The 22,076-nt window shown below is 65.0% G+C and carries 20 protein-coding genes; 16 read left to right on the forward strand and 4 right to left on the reverse strand.

The window, feature by feature from the left end:
• Positions 1–6 precede the first annotated feature (6 nt).
• From CXR03_RS15365 to CXR03_RS15380, 4 genes are all read left to right on the forward strand, one after another.
• Positions 7–732 (forward strand): hypothetical protein, encoded by a 726-nt coding sequence (locus CXR03_RS15365; protein ID WP_104104573.1) that lies wholly within the window; start codon positions 7–9, stop codon positions 730–732.
• A gap of 100 nt (positions 733–832) precedes the next feature.
• Positions 833–1,576 carry a hypothetical protein gene (locus tag CXR03_RS15370; protein ID WP_104104574.1) on the forward strand — a complete coding sequence of 248 codons (744 nt, stop codon included), beginning with the start codon at positions 833–835 and terminating at the stop codon, positions 1,574–1,576.
• 190 nt (positions 1,577–1,766) lie between these two features.
• On the forward strand, positions 1,767–3,566 hold the full coding sequence (locus CXR03_RS15375; RefSeq protein ID WP_104104575.1) for a proline--tRNA ligase: 1,800 nt from the start codon (positions 1,767–1,769) through the stop codon (positions 3,564–3,566).
• Positions 3,567–3,575: 9 nt separating this feature from the next.
• Complete coding sequence (locus CXR03_RS15380) at positions 3,576–4,373, forward strand: TSUP family transporter (RefSeq protein WP_104055373.1); 798 nt, start codon at positions 3,576–3,578, stop codon at positions 4,371–4,373.
• Positions 4,374–4,442: 69 nt separating this feature from the next.
• Here CXR03_RS15380 and CXR03_RS15385 read toward each other — a convergent pair whose 3' ends face one another.
• Both CXR03_RS15385 and CXR03_RS15390 read right to left on the reverse strand, forming a co-directional pair.
• Complete coding sequence (locus tag CXR03_RS15385) at positions 4,443–5,393, reverse strand: aminoglycoside phosphotransferase family protein (RefSeq protein WP_104104576.1); 951 nt, start codon at positions 5,391–5,393, stop codon at positions 4,443–4,445.
• A gap of 59 nt (positions 5,394–5,452) precedes the next feature.
• A complete protein-coding gene (locus tag CXR03_RS15390; RefSeq protein ID WP_181034634.1) occupies positions 5,453–6,646 on the reverse strand; it encodes a DUF4439 domain-containing protein in 1,194 nt (397 codons plus the stop codon).
• A gap of 106 nt (positions 6,647–6,752) precedes the next feature.
• On the opposite strand from CXR03_RS15390, the gene rimP reads away from it, so the two are divergent.
• From rimP to rbfA, 5 genes are all read left to right on the forward strand, one after another.
• Positions 6,753–7,382: a ribosome maturation factor RimP gene (rimP, locus tag CXR03_RS15395; RefSeq protein ID WP_104104578.1), complete on the forward strand. Its 630-nt coding sequence runs from the start codon at positions 6,753–6,755 to the stop codon at positions 7,380–7,382.
• Positions 7,383–8,354 (forward strand): transcription termination factor NusA, encoded by a 972-nt coding sequence (gene nusA, locus CXR03_RS15400; RefSeq protein ID WP_104055377.1) that lies wholly within the window; start codon positions 7,383–7,385, stop codon positions 8,352–8,354.
• A gap of 50 nt (positions 8,355–8,404) precedes the next feature.
• Positions 8,405–8,782, forward strand: coding sequence for a YlxR family protein (locus tag CXR03_RS15405; protein ID WP_104055378.1), 378 nt, complete (start codon positions 8,405–8,407; stop codon positions 8,780–8,782).
• Between the two features lie 132 nt (positions 8,783–8,914).
• Complete coding sequence (gene infB, locus CXR03_RS15410) at positions 8,915–11,854, forward strand: translation initiation factor IF-2 (RefSeq protein WP_104104579.1); 2,940 nt, start codon at positions 8,915–8,917, stop codon at positions 11,852–11,854.
• Between the two features lie 198 nt (positions 11,855–12,052).
• Positions 12,053–12,532, forward strand: coding sequence for a 30S ribosome-binding factor RbfA (gene rbfA, locus CXR03_RS15415; protein WP_104104580.1), 480 nt, complete (start codon positions 12,053–12,055; stop codon positions 12,530–12,532).
• Between the two features lie 75 nt (positions 12,533–12,607).
• On the opposite strand, the gene CXR03_RS15420 is transcribed toward rbfA, so the two are convergent.
• The gene (locus tag CXR03_RS15420) at positions 12,608–13,891 is read right to left on the reverse strand and encodes a ScyD/ScyE family protein (protein ID WP_181034635.1); all 1,284 of its coding nucleotides are present in this window, start codon (positions 13,889–13,891) and stop codon (positions 12,608–12,610) included.
• 184 nt (positions 13,892–14,075) lie between these two features.
• Positions 14,076–15,254 carry a pyridoxal phosphate-dependent aminotransferase gene (locus tag CXR03_RS15425; RefSeq protein ID WP_104104582.1) on the reverse strand — a complete coding sequence of 393 codons (1,179 nt, stop codon included), beginning with the start codon at positions 15,252–15,254 and terminating at the stop codon, positions 14,076–14,078.
• A gap of 94 nt (positions 15,255–15,348) precedes the next feature.
• Here CXR03_RS15425 and truB point away from each other — a divergent pair, with 94 nt between their 5' ends.
• The 7 genes from truB to CXR03_RS15460 all read left to right on the forward strand — a co-directional run bounded on the left by truB (position 15,349) and on the right by CXR03_RS15460 (position 22,005).
• The gene (truB, locus tag CXR03_RS15430) at positions 15,349–16,290 is read left to right on the forward strand and encodes a tRNA pseudouridine(55) synthase TruB (RefSeq protein WP_258073681.1); all 942 of its coding nucleotides are present in this window, start codon (positions 15,349–15,351) and stop codon (positions 16,288–16,290) included.
• Positions 16,291–16,665 carry a hypothetical protein gene (locus tag CXR03_RS15435; RefSeq protein ID WP_104055383.1) on the forward strand — a complete coding sequence of 125 codons (375 nt, stop codon included), beginning with the start codon at positions 16,291–16,293 and terminating at the stop codon, positions 16,663–16,665.
• Entirely contained in the window at positions 16,662–17,117 is a 456-nt protein-coding gene (locus tag CXR03_RS15440; RefSeq protein ID WP_104055384.1) for a hypothetical protein, read from the forward strand. Before CXR03_RS15435 ends, CXR03_RS15440 begins: the two co-directional genes overlap by 4 nt.
• Before the next feature lie 111 nt (positions 17,118–17,228).
• Positions 17,229–17,957, forward strand: coding sequence for a DUF4345 domain-containing protein (locus tag CXR03_RS15445; protein WP_181034636.1), 729 nt, complete (start codon positions 17,229–17,231; stop codon positions 17,955–17,957).
• Positions 17,958–18,063: 106 nt separating this feature from the next.
• Positions 18,064–19,053: a bifunctional riboflavin kinase/FAD synthetase gene (locus CXR03_RS15450; RefSeq protein ID WP_104055386.1), complete on the forward strand. Its 990-nt coding sequence runs from the start codon at positions 18,064–18,066 to the stop codon at positions 19,051–19,053.
• 134 nt (positions 19,054–19,187) lie between these two features.
• A complete protein-coding gene (rpsO, locus tag CXR03_RS15455) occupies positions 19,188–19,457 on the forward strand; it encodes a 30S ribosomal protein S15 (protein WP_104055387.1) in 270 nt (89 codons plus the stop codon).
• A gap of 322 nt (positions 19,458–19,779) precedes the next feature.
• On the forward strand, positions 19,780–22,005 hold the full coding sequence (locus CXR03_RS15460) for a polyribonucleotide nucleotidyltransferase (protein WP_104104584.1): 2,226 nt from the start codon (positions 19,780–19,782) through the stop codon (positions 22,003–22,005).
• Positions 22,006–22,076: the final 71 nt, after the last annotated feature.

Genomic DNA, 22,076 nt, shown 5'->3' on the forward strand with positions numbered 1-22,076 from the left:
GGGAAAATGAAGAACACCATGAAAGCCGGCGCCCTGCTGCTTGCGGGGATGCTGGCTCTTTCTGCCTGCGGCAGCTCCGATGAGCCGGCTTCCGCCTCGGACTCAGAGGCGGCGTCCGCTTCGCCGTCTCCCACGGCCACGCTGGCCGTCGGGCAGGAGCAGTACACGGCGGATGAGCTCCTGGCGGCTATCGAAGCCGTGAACGCCGCGCAGGGCGGAACCGGTGAAGTATCCGACGACGCGACCTTCCGTCAGTACCTGACCGATCAGTCGCTGCCCGAGGGCATCACGGCTAAGCCCGCCGAGTGTGAGGGAATCGCGGGTTTTGCGAACTTCTTCGGCGACGTTGACCAGGCCAACCTTGCGTCCGTAAAGCTCGGTTCCGATCAGAAGCTCACGGTGGTCAGCCATCCGGAAGCCTCAGCCCTTGACGCGCAGATGCAGGACAACGACGGCCTGCTGGGCGAATGTGCCGAGTTCGAGATGGGCGACGAGGAATTCACCGCCGCCGGCACCACTGAGCGCCTCGATGTGTCCACCGGGGCACCGCAGACTCAGGCCTTCAGCCTGACGATGACAGCTGAGGGCACTACCCTGAGCGGTTTGAAGGTTTCCGCCGCAACGGGTACCACCAACATCGTTGTCACCAACAGCAACGCAGCGGACCCGGAGGAAGCTTCAGCCCAGGCCGCGGAACTCATTGACGCGGTTCTTGCGGAGCTGGAGAAGTAAAGCACCGAATAAGCCTCCCGGTAGCTTCGCAGGCAGAAGGTACCGGAACCATCAGCGCTGGCGGGAACAACCCGGGCAGCAGAATATTGGGGGATCAACCATGAATAAATCCATGAAGGCCGGAGCACTGCTTGTGGCCGGCGTTTTTGCACTTTCCGGCTGCGGCAGCTCGGACGAGGGTAGTGAAGCCGCGTCCGAATCCTCGCCGTCGGCAACGGCCACGCCCACTCCCACGCCAACGCTGGCCGTGGGGCAGGAGCAGTACACGCCGGCTGAGCTTGAAACCGCTTTGGCCGCCATTCTGGCTGACCGGGGCATGGCGGGTGAAGTCATCACCCAGGAGGACCTGGCTCCCATGCTTGAAGGTGCGCCTGATCAGCTGGCCGGGGTGGTTATCACTCCGGAGCAGTGCGATGTCCTGGCGTCCGCTGACATTGCCGCCACGCTGGACAGTGCCAATATGGCCATGGTCATGCTCAGCGAAACGGACACCCTCACTATTGCCAGCCACCCGAGTGCGTCCACCCTGGAGAAGCAGGTTCAAGACAACACCCGGTTGCTGGAGGACTGTGCGCAGTTCCAGATGGAAGCCGGCGGGCAGGTCATCAGCGCTGAAGTTGATTCCCTCGACGCGTCCACAGACGGACAGGAAACCCAGGCGTTCCGAACGACTATTACCGCCGCTGAGCAGGTAACTGACACCGTTCAGGTCAGTGCAGTGTCCGGCACGACCAACGTCCAGGTCAGCATGACCGGCAATCTTACGACTGCTGCGGAGTCCGAGGAAGCAATCGCCCAGGCGGAGACGATCATTAACGAAGTGCTCGCCGAGCTGGAGAAGTAAGGGCTCCGGGCGGGGGCCGCGGTCTCTGCCCGCCCGAACGGGGCCGGACCTGCGCTGCGGGTCCGGCCCCGCCGTCGTCGTCCGCTTGTCCGGCAGCGGGGGCGGCAGGCGTTAGATTAGAGGGGAGCAGTATTTCCCTCATTTGTCCCAGCATGAATGCAGCCACCGGCTGCAGAAACGGATACCCAGCGTGGTCCTTCGACTCTCCACTCTTTTCCTGCGCACCCTGCGTGAAGACCCCTCCGACGCCGACGTCGCCAGCCACCGCCTGCTGGTGCGTGCCGGTTACATCCGCCGCGCCGCTCCCGGCATCTATTCCTGGCTGCCGCTGGGCCTGCGGGTCCTGAACAAGGTCGAAACCATCATCCGCGAGGAAATGGCCGCGATCGGAGCGCAGGAAGTTCATTTCCCGGCCCTGCTGCCGCGCGAACCGTACGAAGCGACCAACCGCTGGACCGAGTACGGCGACAACCTTTTCCGGCTGCAGGACCGCAAGGGCGGGGACTACCTGCTGGCGCCCACGCACGAGGAAATGTTCGCCCTGCTGGTCAAGGACCTGTACAACTCGTACAAGGACCTGCCGGTCTCGCTGTTCCAGATCCAGAACAAGTACCGCGACGAAGCCCGCCCCCGCGCCGGCCTGCTGCGCGGCCGCGAGTTCATCATGAAGGATTCCTACTCCTTCGACATTGACGACGACGGACTGGAGGCCAGCTACCAGGCACACCGCGGCGCCTACCTCCGGATCTTCGAGCGCCTCGGCCTGGAAATCGTTGTGGTGTCCGCCGTCTCGGGCGCCATGGGCGGGTCCAAGAGCGAGGAATTCCTGCACCCGACGCCGGTCGGCGAGGACACCTACGTGCGCTCCGCCGGCGGTTATGCGGCCAACGTCGAAGCCGTCACCACCGTGTCCCCGTCCGAGATCGACTACTCCGGTGCCCCTGCAGCCCAAGTGGTGGACACCCCGGACACGCCCACCATCGAAACCCTGGTGGCTGTGGCCAACGAACGGTTTGGCCGCGAATCCGGCGAGTGGACTGCCGCTGACACCCTGAAGAACGTGGTCCTGGCCGTGACGCTGCCCACCGGCGAACGCCGGATCGTCGTCGTCGGCGTTCCCGGCGACCGCGCCGTGGACCTCAAGCGCATCGAAGCCAACATTGCCGCGCACGTTGAAATCGGCGGTGAACTGGAGGTGGAGGCCGCCACCGACGAGGACATCAAGAAGCACCCGGGTCTGGTCAAGGGCTACATCGGCCCGGGACTGTCCGTGGAGGAGCCGGTCCTTGGCACCGAGTCAGCCACCGGCCTGCTGTACCTGGTGGACCCGCGCGTGGTTTCCGGCACCAGCTGGATTACCGGCGCCAACTCCGCCGGCAAGCACGTCATCGGCCTCGTGGCCGGCCGCGACTTCACCTGGGACGGCGTCATCGAGGCCGTTGAGGTCCGCGAGGGTGACGAGGCTCCGGACGGAACCGGCCCGCTGGAAGCCGCACGCGGCATTGAAATGGGTCACATTTTCCAGCTCGGCCGCAAGTACGCTGAGGCGCTCGGAGTGAAGGTGCTGGACAAGAACGGCAAGCTGGTCACCGTGACCATGGGCTCCTACGGTGTGGGCGTCACCCGCGCCGTCGCAGCCCTGGCGGAGTCCAACCATGACGACAAGGGCATCGTCTGGCCGCGCTCAGTCGCACCGGCCGATGTCCACGTGGTAGCCACCGGGCGCGGCGAGGAAATCTTCGAAGCAGCTGCCAAGCTGTCCGAAGAACTGGAAGCCGCGGGACTGGAAGTTATTTACGACGACCGCCCCAAGGTGTCCCCGGGCGTGAAGTTCGGCGATGCCGAGCTCATCGGCGTTCCGACCATCCTGGTGGTCGGCCGCGGCCTGGCTGACGGCGTCGTGGAAATCAAGGACCGTGCCACCGGTAATGCCGAAAACGTTCCGGTGGCTGAAGCGGTGGAATACGTGCGCCGCGCAGCTGCACAGTAACGACGCCGCATGGTCTCCGGTCTCGAGGAGATCCAGCTCGCCACCATCCTCCTTGTGGTGGTGGCGGGCCTTGCTGCGGGCTGGATTGACGCAGTAGTGGGAGGCGGGGGGCTGCTGCAGCTCCCCGCCCTGCTGCTGATCCCGGGAATCACCCCGGTACAGGCACTGGCAACGAACAAGATGGGCTCCATCTTCGGCACCACGACCAGCGCCATCACGTACTACCGCCGTGCCCACCCGGACCTGAAAACTGCCCTGCCCATGGCTGCCGTCGCGCTGGTCGGCAGTTTTGGGGGAGCGGCGCTGGCTGTTTCGCTGCCGTCCTCGGTGTTTAAGCCAATCATTGTCATCGCGTTGATCGCGGTGGCTGTTTTCACTGCCCTGCGGCCCACGGTGGGGGAGCTGACCAAGCTGCGGCACACCGGCCGGCGGCACTACGGAACCGCGGCCGGCATCGGCCTGGCGATCGGGTTCTACGACGGGTTGATCGGCCCGGGCACGGGTTCCTTCCTGATTATCGCCATGGTGACATTCCTGGGCTACAACTTCCTGGCGGCCAGCGCCAAGGCCAAGATCGTGAACATGGCGACGAACCTGGGGGCGCTGGCCTTCTTCCTGCCCAACGGTGCGCTGCTGTGGGGAATCGGCCTGGTCCTGGGCTTTTCCAACATGATCGGCGGTTACATCGGCGCGCGGATGGCCGTGAAACAGGGCAGCAAGTTCATCCGCATCGTGTTCCTGGTGGTGGTCAGTGCGCTGATCTGCAAGCTCGGCTATGACGTCTGGGTGGAGAACATTCGCGGCTAGGATCGGCGCGAGTGTCCCTTTGGCCCAGCTCTCCGCGGCTCGGAGCCCTACCGTCTGTACTATCGATGGTCAGGCCGCGAGCGTGGAAGCCACCCAGACCGAGCGGCCGGCGCTGTCCCGCTGTCCTGTCCGGGTGTACTCCAGGGCATTCGCCACCTCCCGGAGCACGCTCCACTGCCGGGCAACCTCGTAGTCCAGTCCGGCAGCGCTGCACAGCCGGGCGAGCCGCCGCCGCAGCGCTGCCCGGGGCTGGCCCCGGTCCAGCTCCTCCATGCGGTTCCAGAGCATCGGAGCGGCCGCAAATTCCGGCTCACCGACCATGGCCTGCGGATCGATGGCGACAAAACCACGTTCTCCGCCGGAACCGCCGTCGCGGTACAGAATGTTCTCGAAGTGCAGGTCGGTATGGATCAGCACGTCATTGCTGCTGCGCCTACCCACGGCTCCCCGAGTCTGGGACACTTCCAGTGCCGCTTCCAGCAGCGGCCGGTCAAACGGCCGTCCCAGGTCTTCCCAGTCAGCGGGCAGCTCGTCGGACAGCTGTTCGACGCGTTCCGCCAATGACGGAACGCCGGCCCAGTCGGGGGAGTTCCCCGCCGGCAGGGAGAGCTTCCGCACGAGTTGGCCCCAGACATCCACAGCGGTGTCCATATCTGTTCCGGTGAGGCTCCGCCGCTGGTTCAGTCTCTCCAGCAGGAGCGTGCCGCTGTCGGAATGGCTGGCATGCAGCCGCACCGCGCCGTGTCCGGACCATAAGCCCAGGGCTGCAGGCTCGGTGAGTGCTTCCGGGTGCGGATAGGCGGCTTTCAGGACGGCGGGACCGCAGGGAGAGGACACCGGAAGCACCAGCGCTCCGTGGCCGTGCCACGGTTCGGTTCCCGAGGGCAGATCCGAGGAGAGCTCCCAACGCTCCATTGCCTCGGAAATCGTCTGCGGAAGCCCTGAGAGCCAGTCACGGCCGGCCCTGGAGCTGCTGTACTGCCGCCGCAGCGCAGCGGGAATGGAAACGGGCAACGTCACGGCTTCCCGCCGGCAGCGGGGTCGGACAAAAGAGGCGAGCTTTCTGGCATGACTACAGGCTAAGGGGTGCCGGCTGCCCGCGGCAGCCCCTCAGGTCCGGCATCCAAGCCCGGGGTTGCCGGCACGGAGGTTCCCTTTCCGTAGAGATCCGTGCTCAGTTCCGCCAGCCGGTCAATGGCCCAACCCCGGAGATTGCCCGTGCCGAGCCCGGCCAGGTCGGCATAAACGGCCGGCAGGGATGCTTCCAGATCCGCCAGGGCCTCGGCAGGATCATCGCCGAACGACGCCGGCAGGGAGTATGCGGGTGCCGGGGTAAGCGCCGGCAGGCAAAGTTCGGGCAGCAGCTCCACACCCTGTTCACCGGCAGCCAGATGGTCTTCGCGGACCGTAGCCAGGGCCACACGGGAATCTGCGTCGGAAGTGCGTGCCATGGCAACCTCGTAGGCGTACGCAGCGCCGTACTCCGTGTCGACGGCACTTTGGAGGGCGCCGGCTGCATCGGGCCGGTCCTCCCGTGCGGTTTCCGGGGACTCCTTCGCCCCCGGTGAAGCAACACCTGATGCCGGCGTCGATACGCTGCCACGGCCGGCGGAGCCTGTTGTTGCGTCCGTGCATTTGCTGCTCGCGCTGACAACTGAGGCAGGTTCCCATTCCTCGGGGACATCCAGGCCCGCAGCCTCGGCTGCACGTCGGGCCAGGACCTGCTGTGCGGCGCCGGTGGAGGCAAGCAACCGTGCGGTGCCGCCGTCGGCCCGCATCGCCGCATCCAGGCTGCTCCGGGCAGATGCCGCCAGCGCCTGCACATATGCGGCAGCAGGGTGGGCGTCCGCACCGGATGCCGATCCTGCGGTCGAAACCGCGGAGGGCGGGCTGCCGCGCCGGAGGCTGCCGGTGCGGGTCAGGAGAGCCGACTGCTCAGCGAGAACATCGGCCTGCCCGCCGAACTCGTCAGTCAGGGCCTTGGCCTCCCGGCGGGACAGCCCGGCCTCGGGGGAATCCTCGGATGAAAAATCGGACAGCTCACGCGCCTGCCGGGCCAGCTCCATTGCCGCGGCACGCGCGTCGGTCTGCGCAACCTCGGAAAAACTGGCGGGACGATCCTCTGAGGTACCGTTTCCGGCGACCATATTGAAACTGAGGACCACGGCTGCCAGGACCAGCAGAACAGTGGTACGCCTCACGCCGCCCAGGACCGCCGTCGCCCGTCCGGCGCGGCCGGCCGCGGGCGCTGTGCGGGACGGGGGCTTATTCACTACCTTCGATGATGCCATGAAACGGGCCCCCGTCTGCTGCGATGCCGTGGGGACTCAGGAAAGTCGGTACGCTAGTACGTACAACATCATCTAGTGGGAGGCACCTATGGCGGTTCGGCCCAGCCCCAAAAAAGACACGTCATCGGATTACCGCAAGAAGGCCATGCACGCAGAAATCACCGCTGAAACCCAGCGTCTCAAGAACTTCCTCGCCCCCACGGTTGAACAGCAGCAGCTTTTCCTCGAAGACATCGAGATCAAAATGGCCGGCGTCACCCGCACGGTGCACGTTATCGTGGACCTCCCCGAAGGAGAGGCCGGCGGCGTAAGCCTGGACCGGATCTCTGACGTGGCCCACGCAGTCTCCGAAGCCATGGACGCGGACCCCAACGACGACGGACGCCCCTACCACCTGGAAGTTTCCTCTCCCGGTGTGTCCCGCCCGCTGACCGAGCCGCGCCACTGGCGCCGCAATGTCGGGCGCATGGTCAGCGTGAACATTGTGGACGGCGACGACGTGATGGGCCGCCTGGTCTCAGTTGAGGACACCGGAATCACGCTGATCCCGGAACTGCCGGTCAAAAAGGGCATGAAGCCCAAGCAGGGCGCGCAGACCACTGTGCCGTTCGGCAACATCCGCAAGGGACGCGTTGAAGTTGAATTTGCGCACATAGACGACGTACCGCTGGACGGCGATGCCGACAGCGATGAAGAAACCACAGCTGAGGAGGCCTAAATGGATATTGATATGAGTGCGCTGAGGCTGCTGGAACGCGAACGGGAGATCCCCCTGGATCTGCTGATTCCGACCATCGAGCAGGCGCTTTTGGTGGCTTACCACAAGACAGCCGGGGCGCAGGACAAAGCCCGCGCAGAGCTGGACCGCAAGAATGGGCACGTCACCATTTGGGCCACGGAGCTGGACGACGACGGCGAGGCCGTGGGCGAGTTCGATGACACTCCCACCGGGTTCGGCCGCATCGCCGCAAGCACCGCACGGCAGATCATCCTGCAGCGGCTGCGCGACGTCGAAGACGACGCCATCGTGGGCGAGTTCAAGGGCCGCGAGGGCGAAATCGTCTCCGGACAGATCCAGCAGGGCAACAACCCGCACATGATCCAGGTCAACCTGGGTTCCGTTGAGGCGCTGCTGCCTCCCACAGAGCAGGTACCGGGCGAGAAATACACCCACGGTTCCCGGCTGCGTGCCTTTGTCGTCGACGTGCGCCGCGGCTTCAAGGGTCCGTCCATTACGCTTTCCCGTTCCCATCCGGGTCTGGTGCGCAAGCTCTTTGAGCTGGAGGTCCCCGAGATCGCCGACGGCAGCGTCGAGATTGTTGCCCTGGCCCGCGAAGCAGGCCACCGGACCAAGATCGCCGTCAAGGGACACGTCCCGGGTATTAATGCCAAGGGTGCCTGCATCGGCGAGATGGGTTCGCGGGTCCGCGCGGTCATGACCGAACTGCATGACGAGAAGATCGACATTGTGGACTTCGATGAAGATCCGGCGACCTTCATCGCCAATTCCCTCTCGCCGTCGCGCGTGAACTCCGTCACCATTACCGACGAAGACACGCGTTCGGCGCGGGTTGTTGTTCCCGACTACCAGCTTTCCCTGGCCATCGGTAAAGAAGGACAGAATGCCCGCCTGGCAGCCAAGCTGACCGGCTGGCGGATCGACATCGTTTCCGACGCCAAGAGCGCCTAAGCGCGAGGGTCTTGCGCGTGGATGCGGCACAGGGAGAGAAACGCGTTAGAATGGACAAGGCCGGGTCACCGTCCGCTTTCTTTTTGTCCCCTGCAGCCTCAGGCGCTGCAGCGCACGTCCCGAAAAGGACATGCATAGGGTGCAGGAAAACGGATGACCAGGCTGTTCTGGTGCGACTGGCAGCAGTTGGCACGGACGGCAGGATTGCCGTCCGGGTTGACGAACGTCGTCGTATGTCTGGCCGCGGGGCCTGGGTGCACCGCGGATCAGCATGCTTTGCAGCAGCGCTTCGGCGGCATGCGTTCAACCGGGCCTTTCGGGGGCCGGCTGACACGGCAGATGCGGAAGCTTGGTTCAAGGCTCTTGAGGACGCTCCGACCGGGAGCGGACTCGAAACCGTCCAACCTGAAAGCGGGTCAGAAATCTGATGGAAACCCGATGAGTACCCAGCGATGAGTGCTTTGTTGTGCTCTGTGATGGGCTTTGCTGCACCTGCAGTGGAAGCCCGCAGGAAATAGACGGTTCGTACCTGGCTCGGTGCGGACCGAGACAGGAGAAATGTGGCCAAGGTCCGCGTACACGAGCTCGCCAAAGAGCTCGGCATCACCTCGAAGGACGCAGTTGCAAAACTGCAGGAACTGGGCGAATTCGTCCGTTCCGCCTCATCAACGATTGAGGCACCCGTAGTCAAGAAGCTTCGCGGCGCTTTCCCGGCGTCCGCATCGAAGCCCGAATCCAAGCCGGCCGAGAAGGCCGGAACACCCGGCCCCCGCCCGTCGGCAGCACCCGCTGCTCCGGCACCGGCCGCACCCGCTCCGGCTCCCTCTGCGCCTGCACCTGCTGCATCCGCTCCGGCTGCTCCGGCTCCCGCTGCACCGGCCCCCGCCGAAGCAGCTGCTCCCGCAGCCCCGGCACCGGCAGCTCCGGCAGCATCAGCTCCCGCAGCAGACGCCGCTGCCGCTCCGTCGCCGGGCGCCAAGCCCGGTGCACGTCCGGGCCCCAAGGCTCCGGAGGCTGAGAAGCCTGCCGCTTCCAGCGACAGCGGACGCAGCAACGCGCCCCGTCCGGGCGCTCCGCGTCCGGCAGCACGGCCGGGCAACAACCCGTTTGCAACCTCCCAGGGCATGCCGCGCCCCCGTGGCCGCGGCGAGAACGAGCGTGGTTCGGGCGCACCGCGTCCGGGTAACAACCCGTTTGCTCCGTCCCAGGGCATGCCCCGTCCGGGCCGCCGTGACGAGAACACCGAGCGTCCCGCAGCAGCAGGCGCCGGCGGTCCCCGTCCCGCAGCCGGTTCCGGTGGTCCCCGTCCGGGCGCACCGCGTCCGGGTGCACCCCGTCCGGGCGCCCCGCGTCCGGCATCGGCACGTCCTGCAGGCCCCGGCGGCCCCCGTCCCACTCCGGGCATGATGCCCAACCGCACCGAGCGTCCGGCAGCCCCGGCACGCGGCGGTGCCGGTGGCGGACCCCGCAGGGGACCGGGCGGCGCTCCGGGCGGAGCTCCCGGTGCAGGCGGCGGCGCACCCGTTGGCGGCGGCTTCGGTAAGGGCGGCCGCGGACGCGGCGGCACAGCCGGTGCTTTCGGCAAGGGCGGCGCAGGACGCGGCAAGCAGCGCAAGTCGAAGCGGGCAAAGCGGCAGGAACTGGAGCAGATGTCAGCTCCGTCGCTGGGCGGCGTTTCAGTACCCCGCGGTGACGGCAACACTGTTGTCCGTCTGCGCCGCGGCGCGTCCATCACGGACTTCGCTGACAAGATTGAGGCCAACCCGGCAGCACTCGTGACCGTACTGTTCCACCTCGGTGAAATGGCAACGGCCACGCAGTCCCTGGACGAGGAGACCTTCGGTGTCCTGGGTTCGGAACTGGGATACAAGATCCAGGTTGTCTCGCCGGAAGACGAAGAGCGCGAACTGCTGAGCACGTTCGACATCGACTTCGACGCCGAGCTTGAAGCCGAAGGCGACGACCAGCTGGAAGCACGTCCTCCGGTAGTCACCATCATGGGTCACGTTGACCACGGTAAGACCCGCCTGCTGGATGCCATCCGCAACACCAAGGTTGTTGAAGGTGAAGCCGGCGGCATCACCCAGCACATCGGTGCCTACCAGATCCAGTTCGATCACGAGGGCACCACGCGTCCGATCACCTTCATTGACACCCCGGGCCACGAGGCGTTCACCGCCATGCGTGCACGAGGTGCCAAGGTAACCGACATCGCGGTCCTGGTTGTCGCAGCCGATGACGGCGTCATGCCGCAGACGATTGAAGCGCTGAACCACGCCCAGGCAGCAGATGTGCCGATCGTGGTCGCAGTGAACAAGATCGACAAGGAAGGCGCCAACCCGGAGAAGGTCCGCGGCCAGCTGACCGAATACGGACTGGTTCCCGAAGAATACGGTGGCGACACCATGTTCGTGGAGGTCTCTGCACGCCAGAACCTCAACATTGACGCCCTGCTCGAGGCCGTGCTGCTCACCGCGGACGCTGCCCTGGACATGCGCGCCAACCCGAACAAGGACGCCCGCGGTATCGCGATCGAAGCCAACCTGGACAAGGGCCGCGGTGCAGTTGCAACCGTCCTGGTCCAGTCCGGAACCCTGAAGGTCGGCGACACGATCGTTGCCGGAACGGCCCACGGCCGCGTCCGCGCCATGTTCGACGAGAACGGTGCAAACGTTACCGAAGCCGGACCTTCCCGTCCGGTCCAGGTGCTGGGTCTGTCCAACGTTCCCCGCGCCGGTGACACGTTCTTCGTTACCGACGACGAGCGCACCGCCCGCCAGATCGCTGAGAAGCGTGAAGCTGCGGACCGCAACGCTGCGCTGGCCAAGCGCCGCAAGCGCATCAGCCTCGAGGACTTCGACCAGGCCGTCGCCGACGGCAAGGTTGACACCCTTAACCTCATCCTCAAGGGTGACGTTTCCGGTGCCGTGGAAGCCCTGGAAGACTCGCTGCTCAAGATCGACGTTGGCGAAGGCGTGCAGCTGCGCGTCATCCACCGCGGCGTCGGTGCCATCACGCAGAACGACGTCAACCTGGCGACGGTGGACAACGCCGTCATCATTGGCTTCAACGTCAAGCCGGCCGAGCGCGTTGCCGACCTGGCCGAGCGTGAAGGCGTGGACATGCGCTTCTACTCCGTCATCTACGCAGCAATCGATGACATTGAGCTTGCACTCAAGGGCATGCTCAAGCCGGAGTACGAAGAGGTTCAGCTCGGCACCGCCGAGGTCCGCGAAGTGTTCCGTTCCTCCAAGTTCGGAAACATTGCCGGCTCGATCGTCCGCTCCGGTGTTATCCGGCGCAACGCCAAGGCACGGGTCACCCGCGACGGCAAGGTTATCGGTGACAACCTCACCGTTGACTCGCTCAAGCGGTTCAAGGACGACGCCACCGAGGTCCGCACGGACTTCGAGTGTGGTATCGGCCTCGGCTCGTTCAACGACGTCAAGGAAGGTGACATCATCGAAACCTTCGAAATGCGGGAGAAGCCGCGCGTCTAGCAGTAACCCGGTGGGGCCGTCGGTATTCCGGCGGCCCCGCCCCCGGCGGTTGGGCCGGCACCACGGTGTCGGCCTCCGCTGAGGACTGTCGGCCCGGCCCGCCGTTTCCCGGCGCCCTGACCGACACCTGACGTACACGATGAGCCGGCCTGCGCCGTCGTCGTGTGCGATCCCAAGAATCTGAGTTAAGGAGAGGTAATGGCAGATCCAGCACGCGCTGCAAAGCTCGCTGACCGAATCAAGGTTGTGGTTGCCCAGGCGCTGGAACGGCGGATCAAGGATCCCCGGCTGGGGTTTGTGACCCTCACCGACGCCCGCGTCACCAATGACCTGCAGCATGCAACGTTGTACTACACCGTCTTCGGTGACGAAGCGCAGCAGGCCGATACCAAGGCCGCATTGGAGTCCGCCCGCGGAATCCTGCGCGCCGAGGTGGGCAAGAACATCACGGTGCGCCTGACGCCCACGCTGGAATTCGTCCCTGACGAAATCCCCGTGAACGCCAGCCACCTGGAAGAACTGATCCGTGCCGCCAAGGCCCGCGATGCAGAGCTCGAAGCCCTCAAGAAGGGCGCCACCTACGCCGGTGACGCTGATCCGTACCGCAAGGATGAGGACTTCGACGAGGAAGAGGACGAAGCCGACGAGGAAACTCCGGCCGGCTCCGACGCCAAGTAGTTCTTTGCAGTGAATTGAAGTGAAGAGGGCGGTTCCCCTGCGGGGGAACCGCCCTCTTCGTGTCTGTCTGCGGTTCTACTGGTCTTCCTGCTCCCCATCCAGCGAGTCAGCAACGGATCCTTGCTGGCCGTGGTGGCCGTGGTGGCCGCGACCGCCGCCGCAGTTGTCCTCGAAGCCAATGCGGATGATTCGTCCAGCCGGGGGACCCGGGTCGACGGGCGGTTCAACGACAGGCGGCTCCTCAGCGTCCGGCTCCTGGACTCCGCCGGGGGGAAGCGCATCCACCGAGGCGTAGAGAGCGCCGTCGTGGAGCTCCAGGGCTGCGGGCTGGTTCACTTCATAGAAGAGCTCCGGTGTGTCGGATCCGGCGGGCACTACCGAAATCCGGTTGCCCAGCAGTTCGGCGACGAAAAGATCGCCGTCGTTGGTCACTGCCAGTCCTGTTGCCCCTGCGAATCCGGTGGCTACCAGTTCTGACTCGCCGTTGCGTTCGTTCACCCTGAACACGGACCCGTTGTTCAGCCCGCCGCCCCCGGGCAGCGAAGTCACATACAGATAGCCGTCCGGACCCCGTTCGACGTCGGTCGGTACCGGTTCCAAGTTGTAGGTGAGTCCTGCGGTGCACTGCGGCAGGCCGAGACCTTCCGCTATCTCAGCGGTCAGGGCGAGGGGAATCGGAGGCAACACTGCAACCGTTGAGATGCCGCCGTTACGGTCCACCCGAATCAGGGAGTTCATGCCGGCGTCAGCAACGATCACACCGCGGCGCACCGGGAGCGAAGCGTAAGGGTTGGAATCCTCCAACCCTGTATAGGACACCGGAATGCCTGCGGGTATCTGTGCAGCGCAAGCCGCATCGATGCTGTCGAATCCGTAGTGGTTGACGCTGTCAGGGTTCTGCGAAAACTCATAGCCGGCGATGTCTGCGATGGTCCTAATGTTGCCGGCCCGATCGATCGACTTCAGCGCGGACATGTTCTGTGCAGGATCGTTCGTGGCGGCGCCGATGACCGTGGTGTAGTAGGTGATGCCGCGCTGCTTCGATGACCTGGATACTGCCCCGAAAGAATAGCCGGAGCCGGGCTCTGCGGCATCAAGGATTTCGGTGCTGCCCTCGGGCGTGATTCGGGTGAGCAGTCCGGCGAAATCCTGGGTTACATCCAGTGTTCCTCGCTTACCGACGGCAAAGCTCAGGGGAGTGAGCAGCCCTTGGGCGACGGTTGTGACCTCTCCTGCGACGGGAGTGGCCGGGGCCGGCGGTTTGGGGTGGTGCCCTCCTCCGGCGGAAGCCGGCGAGGCAACGAGTCCCAGAGCCGCTATTGCGGCCAGGGAGGCAAGGGCGGGCGATGATTTCTTCACGGTGATCTCCTCAGCATTGGTCAGGTGCAATGCGAGACTTTCCCCGAGGCCTCCGCGGTTCCCAGCCACGCCCCCGGCCGAGGCATTCACAGCCTAAGTCCGGCTGGTTGGCAGGTAAACATCAGGATGAAGGGTTTTTGCCCTTCCGGACGGAGACGAGTATTTGGTCCGTAAGCGGCGGCCGTTACTCCAGCGGGCGGGATGGAAGGCGCTCGAGTCCGGCGACCAGCTCACCGCTGTCGCCGCACAGTGCAATGCGGATCCAGCCCTCGCCGATGGAACCAAACGCTGTGCCCGGTGCCACGGCAACGCTCCGCTCGGCGAGAAACTTCTGCGTCCAGGACCGCACGTCGCCGCCGGTGGCATGGGAGACGTCGGCCCAGAGGTAGAACGCACCCTGTGCCTTCAGGTAGGGAATTCCCTTGCCGTCCAGCACTGCTGCGGCGGCGTCCCGGTTGGCCCGGTAGTGCGCCGCTGCCTCCGTGACGTAGTCCTGCGGGCCGGTGAGCGCGGAGAGCGCTGCGTACTGCGAGGGCGAGGCCACGCAGGACACGATCGACTCCATGACCGTGCTCATCTGCTTCTCCAGGCCGGCCGGTGTGATCAGGGCGCCGATCCGCAGTCCGGTCAGGCCGTAGGTCTTGGAGAGCGTCACGGACACAATGACGCGTTCCCCGCCGGCGATGGCCGGGGAACCAGCCCCTGCGCCGTCGTACTTCAGCGGGCTGACGTGCGGCACGTCGTAGGTGAAGGCCTCGTAGCACTCGTCGGAGAGGATCCACAGGTCCCGCTGCCGGGCAAGCAGGACCAGTTCCTGCACCAGATCCTCGCTAAAGACGGCGCCCAGCGGATTGGACGGTGAGTTCAGCAGCAGGACTCGGGTCCGCGGGGTAATCAGTGCCTCAATGTCCGCGATCTGCGGCTGGAAGTCATGCTCGGGATACAGCGGATACTCCACCGGAACGGCGTGCAGCAGCTCTGCGGTCATAGCGAAGGTCGGGTAGCCGGGATTGGGAATGAGGATCTCATCCCCGGCGTCCAGAAGCATGCTCATCGCCAAATGCAGGCCCTGCTGCGCCCCGGACGTCACGAACACCCGACCGGGGGCTACCTCCACCCCGTTCTGCCGGCCGGACCGCTCGGCAAACGCTGCACGCAGGGGCATGATGCCGGCATTGGGTGTGTAACCGGTTTCGTCCCGGGCCAGGGTGGCCCCGGCAGCTTCGAGGATGTGCGCGGGGGTGGGGAAACCCGGCTCACCGATGCTCAGCACAATTGAATTCGGCTGGGCCCAGGCTGACTGCGTGATCTCACGGATCTGGTTGGGCGGAGCGTTGCGGACATGGGGCGAGAGCTCAGGCATATCCGCATCGTATCGTTCCCTGGACCTCCGGGGAGCAGCTTCCGGGCGGAGCACGGTCAGGAACCGCAGGCCAAGGCCGCATATACTGAAAGGCGTGAATTCCGGGCAGGTCCGTTCAGGGCTGATTATTGTGGACAAGCCGCAGGGATGGACCAGCCACGATGTGGTTGGCCGCCTGCGGAAACTAGCGGGAACCCGAAAAGTGGGGCATGCGGGGACACTGGACCCCATGGCTACCGGAGTGCTGGTGGTGGGCATCAATAAGGCCACCCGGCTGCTGACCTACATCGTGGGCACCTCCAAGACTTATGAAGCCACGATCCGCCTGGGCCAGTCCACCGTTACGGACGATGCCGAGGGCGAGATTACCGCGGAGACCATTGCCGCCGCGGTCACTGACGAAGACATTATGGCAGCCGTCGCGGACCTGACCGGGGATATCCAGCAGGTTCCCAGCAGCGTCAGCGCCATCAAGGTCAACGGAGAGCGTTCCTATGCCAAGGTGCGTGCGGGCGGGGAAGTGAACCTGCCCGCCCGGCCGGTGACCGTTTCCCGCTTTGAGGTCCACGACATCCGGCGGGAAAGCGGCGGACGGCTGCGCGACGTCGACGTCACCGTTGATTGTTCCTCCGGTACCTATATCCGCGCCCTGGCACGTGACCTTGGCACCGCACTCGGCGTCGGCGGGCATCTGACCGCACTGCGCCGCACCTGCGTGGGCCCGTACAGCCTGGAGCAGGCCGCCACGCTGGAGCAGCTGGCCTCTGATCTGCAGGTACTGGACCTCGACGACGCCGCCCGGGCACTGTTCCCGGTCCGTGAGCTGAGTGCCGAAGAGGCCCTTGACCTGTCCCACGGACGCCGGATCCCGCCGTCCGAAATCGCAGGAATCGATGCCGGCGCCCCGGTCGCGGCGTTTGCGCCGTCCGGGACCCTTGTTGGCCTGCTGGAAAACAGGGGTCAGGCGGGCGCAGCCTTCCCGGCTGCTTATGCCAAGGCACTGCTGGTTTTCGCACCGGGGAACGAGGCAGTCTAAGTGGTTGTCGATCCACTGTTTATTGTGGGCACCATCGTGTGCCTGGTGTCCGTAGTGCTGTGCATAGGTGCAGCAATTCTCAAACACGGCCCCAACGATCTCACCATTCTGTCCGCCGCAGCCGTGGAGCTGTTCCTGCTTGTCTATGGAGTGGCTGCCATCATCCGCCAGGTCGGCGGAGAGGGCGTAGCCGGAGAGGTGTGGGAATTCTGGGGATACCTCTTCACCGCCCTGCTTATTCCCGTGGGAGCAGTGTGGTGGTCGCTCATGGACCGCAGCAGGTGGTCCAACCTGGTCCTTGGTGCCGTGGGCATCACCGTATTTGTCATGCTGTTCCGGATGGAGCAGATTTGGGACGGAGTAATCCCCGCATGAAAACGAACAAGCCCGAGAACGGCAGCGCTGCAGCGGAAACAGAGCAGCCGGGTGCCCGCAACGCCGGCCCCGGCCGCCTGCTGGTAGCCGTTTACGCTGTCTTTGCGCTGTCCTCCACCGCACGCGCCGTCTTCCAGATTGCCACCAAGTTTGACCAGGCGCCGGTGGCGTACCTCCTGTCCGCCTTCGCTGCCGTTGTCTACATCGTCGCAACGGTGGGGCTGGCGAAATCCGGATCCGGCTCCTACAAGGTTTCCGTTGCCGCCGTGGGCATTGAAATGGTGGGGGTGCTGGCCGTAGGCATCTTCGGACTGGTGGACCCGGCCGCGCTGCCCGATGACACTGTCTGGTCCGGCTTCGGTGCGGGCTACGGCTACGTTCCGCTGATCCTTCCCGTGCTGGGCCTTTGGTGGCTGTACCGCCACCGTGCGGATGCCGCCGTCCGCCCCTGATCCGGGTCCGGCTGAAACCCGCAGGCCGGGTGCCCGCTGACGCGGGGTGATGCGTGAGACGATGGCAGGAGAATGTGTCCCTTCACCTTTTCCATTCCTTCAGGGGGAAAAATGAGCAACCCGGCTTCGACACCAGGCGACCGCCAAGAGGGCAACGGCCCCTCACAACCTGCTCAGGCTCCCGCAGCCCAGCCGGCCGGCCAGCAGTCCCCGGTCCAGCCCGCCGCAGCGGGAAGGAAGCCCCATGTGCCGGCCACCGGCCAGACGGCGCGGTCCACGGAGAAGCTGCAGGTTCCGCCTGCCGGAAAGCGCACGGGGACCTCCTCCGCTTCCGGTGGACGGGACGTCGCCAAGTCCAAGAACAAGCCGTACAAAAGCAGTGACGACTGGGGTGTTTTCCGGGCCGTGGTGATTGGGGTCGGGATCCTCGTTGCCGGCGTCGGCGTCTATTACCTGGTCACGGGAACGGCAGGCGTAGCGGATACCGGCGGGGGAGAGGTCAATGCCTCCCTGGAGTCCCAGTTCCGCTTCTTCTCGGCCATGATGGTGGGCGTTGGCGCCGCCTTCATCGCCATAGCCGTAAAGTTCCAGTGGGCCAACATGCTGTGGCTGGTCTGCCTGATGGTCTTCCTCGGCGGCATTGGGCGCGTGCTGTCCTGGGCGTTCAGCGGAACCCCGCACTTCACCATGATCATCCTGATGATCCTGGAACTGGCCTTCCCGCCTGCGCTGCTGGTTTGGCACCGTTTCATTGCCAAGACGAGCGAGCTCAAGCGCGAGTACAGCGAAGGCGGAGCAGCCCGCGGGAGCGCGGCGTCCGCCGGCGGGGCGCAGAGCTGATTCTTTTTCAGCAATAATGGAGACGTCCGGTGCGGCGAAGAGTTGTGCCGGACGTTTTTCGCGGCTGCTTCCGCGCCCCGATCCGTCAGTTTAAAAAGGAGTTTGCGTGCACTACTGGAATGGCCTGGCCGAGGTTCCTGCCGGGATCGGTCCGACAGTAGTCACCATCGGCAACTTCGACGGCGTCCACTTGGGGCATCAGCATGTCCTGGACCGGCTGGTGAAGGTGGCCCGCGAAAAGGGTGCCGCAGCCGTTGCCATCTCCTTCGATCCGCATCCGGCACAGGTGCATCGCCCCGAAACGGCTCCCGAACTGATCATGGGCCCGCTGGACCGCCGCGAAGCGCTGGCAGCCACCGGCCTGGACGGGCTGCTGATGCTGCACTACAACCTGCAGCTGGCTTCCCTGACCCCCGAGGAATTTGTCCGGCAGGTCTTTGTGGACGGACTGCAGGTGTGTGCCGTCGTCATTGGCCACGACGTACGCTTTGGGCGCGGCAATTCCGGTGACCTCGAGACGATGCGCCGGCTGGGGAAGGAACTGGGCTTTGACGTTCAGGCCGTGGAGGACTTCGGTGCCCTGCCCGACGGTCCTGCAGCGTCCGGCGGCCGGCGCTGCTCCTCCACCTGGATCCGTGAAGCCCTGCGCAGCGGCGACGTGCGCACGGCGTCCCGCCTGCTCGGCCGCACCCACCGCATGCGCGGCGAAGTAGTCCACGGCGCTGCCCGCGGCCGCGAACTCGGGTTCCCGACCGCAAACCTGGCTCCTGAATCCACCGGTCTCATTCCCGCAGACGGCATCTATGCCGGGTGGCTGGTGGACGAAGCGGGCACGCGCTGGCCCGCAGCCATCTCCGTTGGGTCCAACCCCACCTTCGACGGGGTGAGCCGGCAGGTGGAAGCCCACGTGATCGACCGCCCCGACGAAAAGATCACTGATTTTGATCTGTACGGACAGCATGTGGTGGTGGAATTCGTGGAACGGCTCCGCGGCATGGTGGCATATACCGGCCCCGAGGCACTGATTGAGCAGATGCGCCTTGACGTGGCGCGCACCAGGGCGGTGCTTTCGACAGATAGCAGCGGGGACAGGTAAACTGGAATCAAATTCGGCTGCGGTCCGTGGCGGCTGAATTTCTTTGTGTCTTTCAGGATTTATCCTAAGGCGCCAAGATCCCCGGCAGCGCAGTGCTGACTCGGGCCTCACGGCACAACTCTAGGAGAGTTACATTGGCACTTGATCCCGTAGTCAAGCAGGAAATCATCAAGGAATACGCTCGGGCCGAAGGCGACACCGGTTCGCCCGAGGTTCAGGTTGCAGTGCTGTCGCGCCGCATCCTCGACTTGACTGAACACCTGAAGACGCACAAGCACGACCACCACACCCGCCGCGGCCTGATGGCCATGGTTGGTCGCCGTCGTCGTATGCTTTCGTACCTCAAGGATACGGACATCACCCGCTACCGTGCGCTCATCGAGCGCCTCGGCCTGCGCAAGTAGTCTTTGGAGAGGGCGGCCCCTGCGTTTCGTGGGAGCCGCCCTTTTTCAGGCAGGCATGGACACCGGCCCGACCGGAAGCGCACCTGCCCTCGAATGATCCAGGCACTACAGCAGTAACAGCACCACAGCAGTAACAGTCACATCAACAGGAGTCAGCCAGCATCGCAGCATTCGCGGTCCTCGGTAGTGGTCTCCGGGAGTTTTCGCCCGTGGACCTCGATCGAAGACCGGGTGTTGAACCGACCCGCTTCATGAGCGGTGCACGCGTTTATTGGGACGATGCTGGATGCCTCCGCCAACGAAGAAACGGAGGTGACTCTCTATGGAGGGTCCCGAAATTCAGTTCTCAGAAGCCGTCATTGACAACGGCAAATACGGCCAGCGCGTCATCCGCTTCGAAACCGGCCGTCTGGCCCAGCAGGCTGCAGGCGCAGCCACTGTGTACATCGACGATGACACCGTCCTGCTCTCGGCAACGTCCGCCGGCAAGTCCCCGCGTGAAGGCTTTGACTTCTTCCCGCTGACCGTGGATGTGGAAGAGCGCATGTACGCCGCCGGCCGCATCCCGGGCTCGTTCTTCCGCCGCGAAGGCCGCCCGTCCACCGAAGCCATCCTGGCCTGCCGCCTGATGGACCGCCCGCTGCGCCCCGCCTTCGTCAAGGGCCTGCGCAACGAGGTCCAGATTGTGGTCACCGTCCTGGCGATCAACCCGGACGTGCTGTACGACGTCGTCGCGATCAACGCCTCGTCCATGTCCACCCAGCTGAGCGGCCTGCCGTTCTCCGGTCCGATCGGCGGCGTCCGCGTTGCCCTGATCGATGACCAGTGGGTTGCCTTCCCGAAGCACTCCGAACTGGAGCGCGCAGTCTTCTCCATGGTGGTTGCCGGCCGCATCGCCGGTGACGACGTTGCCATCATGATGGTGGAAGCCGAAGCCACCGACGCCGCCTGGAACCTCATCAAGGAAGAGGGCGCCACCGCCCCGACCGAAGAGGTTGTCGCCGAGGGCCTGGAAGCTGCCAAGCCCTTCATCAAGGTTCTGTGCGAGGCACAGTCGGACCTGGCTGCCCGCGCCGCCAAGCCCACCGTCGAATTCCCGATCTTCCTGGACTACCAGGACGATGTCTACGAAGCCGTGGAAGCCGCAGCCGCTGACAAGCTGGCCAAGGTCTTCTCGATCGCTGACAAGCAGGAGCGCGACATTGCCGCCGACGAGCTCAAGGACGAAGTTGTTGCTTCGCTCTCCGAGCAGTTCGAAGGCCGCGAGAAGGAAATCTCCGCAGCATTCCGCTCCGTCACCAAGCAGGTTGTGCGCCAGCGCATCCTGAAGGACCAGGTCCGCATTGACGGCCGCGGCCTGACGGACATCCGCCAGCTCACGGCCGAGGTTGAGGTTCTGCCCCGCGTGCACGGTTCGGCCATCTTCGAGCGCGGCGAAACCCAGATCCTGGGTGTCACCACGCTGAACATGCTGAAGATGGAACAGCAGATCGACTCGCTGTCGCCGGTAACGCGCAAGCGCTACATGCACAACTACAACTTCCCGCCGTACTCCACCGGTGAAACCGGCCGCGTGGGTTCGCCCAAGCGCCGCGAAATCGGCCACGGTGCCCTGGCTGAGCGCGCGCTCATGCCGGTGCTGCCGTCGCGTGAAGAATTCCCGTACGCCATCCGCCAGGTCTCCGAAGCCCTGAGCTCCAACGGTTCCACCTCCATGGGTTCGGTCTGCGCCTCGACGCTGTCCATGCTCAATGCCGGTGTTCCGCTGCGCGCTCCGGTTGCCGGCATCGCCATGGGCCTGGTCTCCGACCAGGTTGACGGCGAGACCCGCTACGCCGCCCTGACCGATATCCTCGGCGCCGAAGATGCTTTCGGCGACATGGACTTCAAGGTTGCCGGTACCTCCGAGTTCGTCACGGCCATCCAGCTGGACACGAAGCTCGACGGCATCCCCGCTTCCGTGCTGGCAGCAGCGCTGAAGCAGGCCCGCGAAGCCCGCCTGCACATCCTGGGCGTCATGGACGCTGCGATCGACACGCCGGACGAACTCTCCGAGTACGCCCCGCGCATCATCTCGGTGAAGATCCCCGTGGACAAGATCGGCGAGGTCATTGGCCCGAAGGGCAAGATGATCAACCAGATCCAGGAGGACACCGGCGCTGACATCTCCATCGAAGATGACGGCACGGTCCTGATCGGTGCAACCGACGGCACTTCCGCCGAGGCTGCCCGTGCGGCGGTCAACGCGATCGCCAACCCGCAGGTCCCCGAGATCGGCGAGCGTTACCTGGGTACGGTTGTGAAGACCACCACGTTCGGTGCCTTCGTTTCCCTGACCCCGGGCAAGGACGGACTGCTGCACATCTCCGAGCTGCGCAAGCTCGCCGGCGGCAAGCGCGTTGACAACGTTGACGAGGTTGTCTCCGTCGGCCAGAAGATCCAGGTGGAAATCACCAAGATCGACGACCGCGGAAAGCTCTCCCTGTCTCCGGTTGTTGCTGACGGCGCCGAAGGCGAAGAAGCAGCGGAAGCCGAGTCCGCAGAGTAAATGTCACACCTTGCTGATGGAAACCGTCCCGATGCCGGACATGCTCCGGCATCCGGGACGGTTGTCCGCCT

The organism is Arthrobacter sp. 08Y14, from assembly GCF_002929455.1.
Classification (GTDB): domain Bacteria; phylum Actinomycetota; class Actinomycetes; order Actinomycetales; family Micrococcaceae; genus Arthrobacter_B; species Arthrobacter_B sunyaminii.

Coding starts and splice junctions, on each gene's coding strand:
- CXR03_RS15405 (WP_104055378.1), top strand. CDS start 8,405: ATGGACAAGGCCGGGTCACCGTCCGCTTTCTTTTTGTCCCCTGCAGCC.
- CXR03_RS15380 (WP_104055373.1), top strand. CDS start 3,576: ATGGTCTCCGGTCTCGAGGAGATCCAGCTCGCCACCATCCTCCTTGTG.
- CXR03_RS15440 (WP_104055384.1), top strand. CDS start 16,662: ATGAAAACGAACAAGCCCGAGAACGGCAGCGCTGCAGCGGAAACAGAG.
- rbfA (WP_104104580.1), top strand. CDS start 12,053: ATGGCAGATCCAGCACGCGCTGCAAAGCTCGCTGACCGAATCAAGGTT.
- CXR03_RS15445 (WP_181034636.1), top strand. CDS start 17,229: ATGAGCAACCCGGCTTCGACACCAGGCGACCGCCAAGAGGGCAACGGC.
- nusA (WP_104055377.1), top strand. CDS start 7,383: ATGGATATTGATATGAGTGCGCTGAGGCTGCTGGAACGCGAACGGGAG.
- rimP (WP_104104578.1), top strand. CDS start 6,753: ATGGCGGTTCGGCCCAGCCCCAAAAAAGACACGTCATCGGATTACCGC.
- CXR03_RS15370 (WP_104104574.1), top strand. CDS start 833: ATGAATAAATCCATGAAGGCCGGAGCACTGCTTGTGGCCGGCGTTTTT.
- CXR03_RS15425 (WP_104104582.1), bottom strand. CDS start 15,254: ATGCCTGAGCTCTCGCCCCATGTCCGCAACGCTCCGCCCAACCAGATC.
- CXR03_RS15460 (WP_104104584.1), top strand. CDS start 19,780: ATGGAGGGTCCCGAAATTCAGTTCTCAGAAGCCGTCATTGACAACGGC.
- CXR03_RS15365 (WP_104104573.1), top strand. CDS start 7: ATGAAGAACACCATGAAAGCCGGCGCCCTGCTGCTTGCGGGGATGCTG.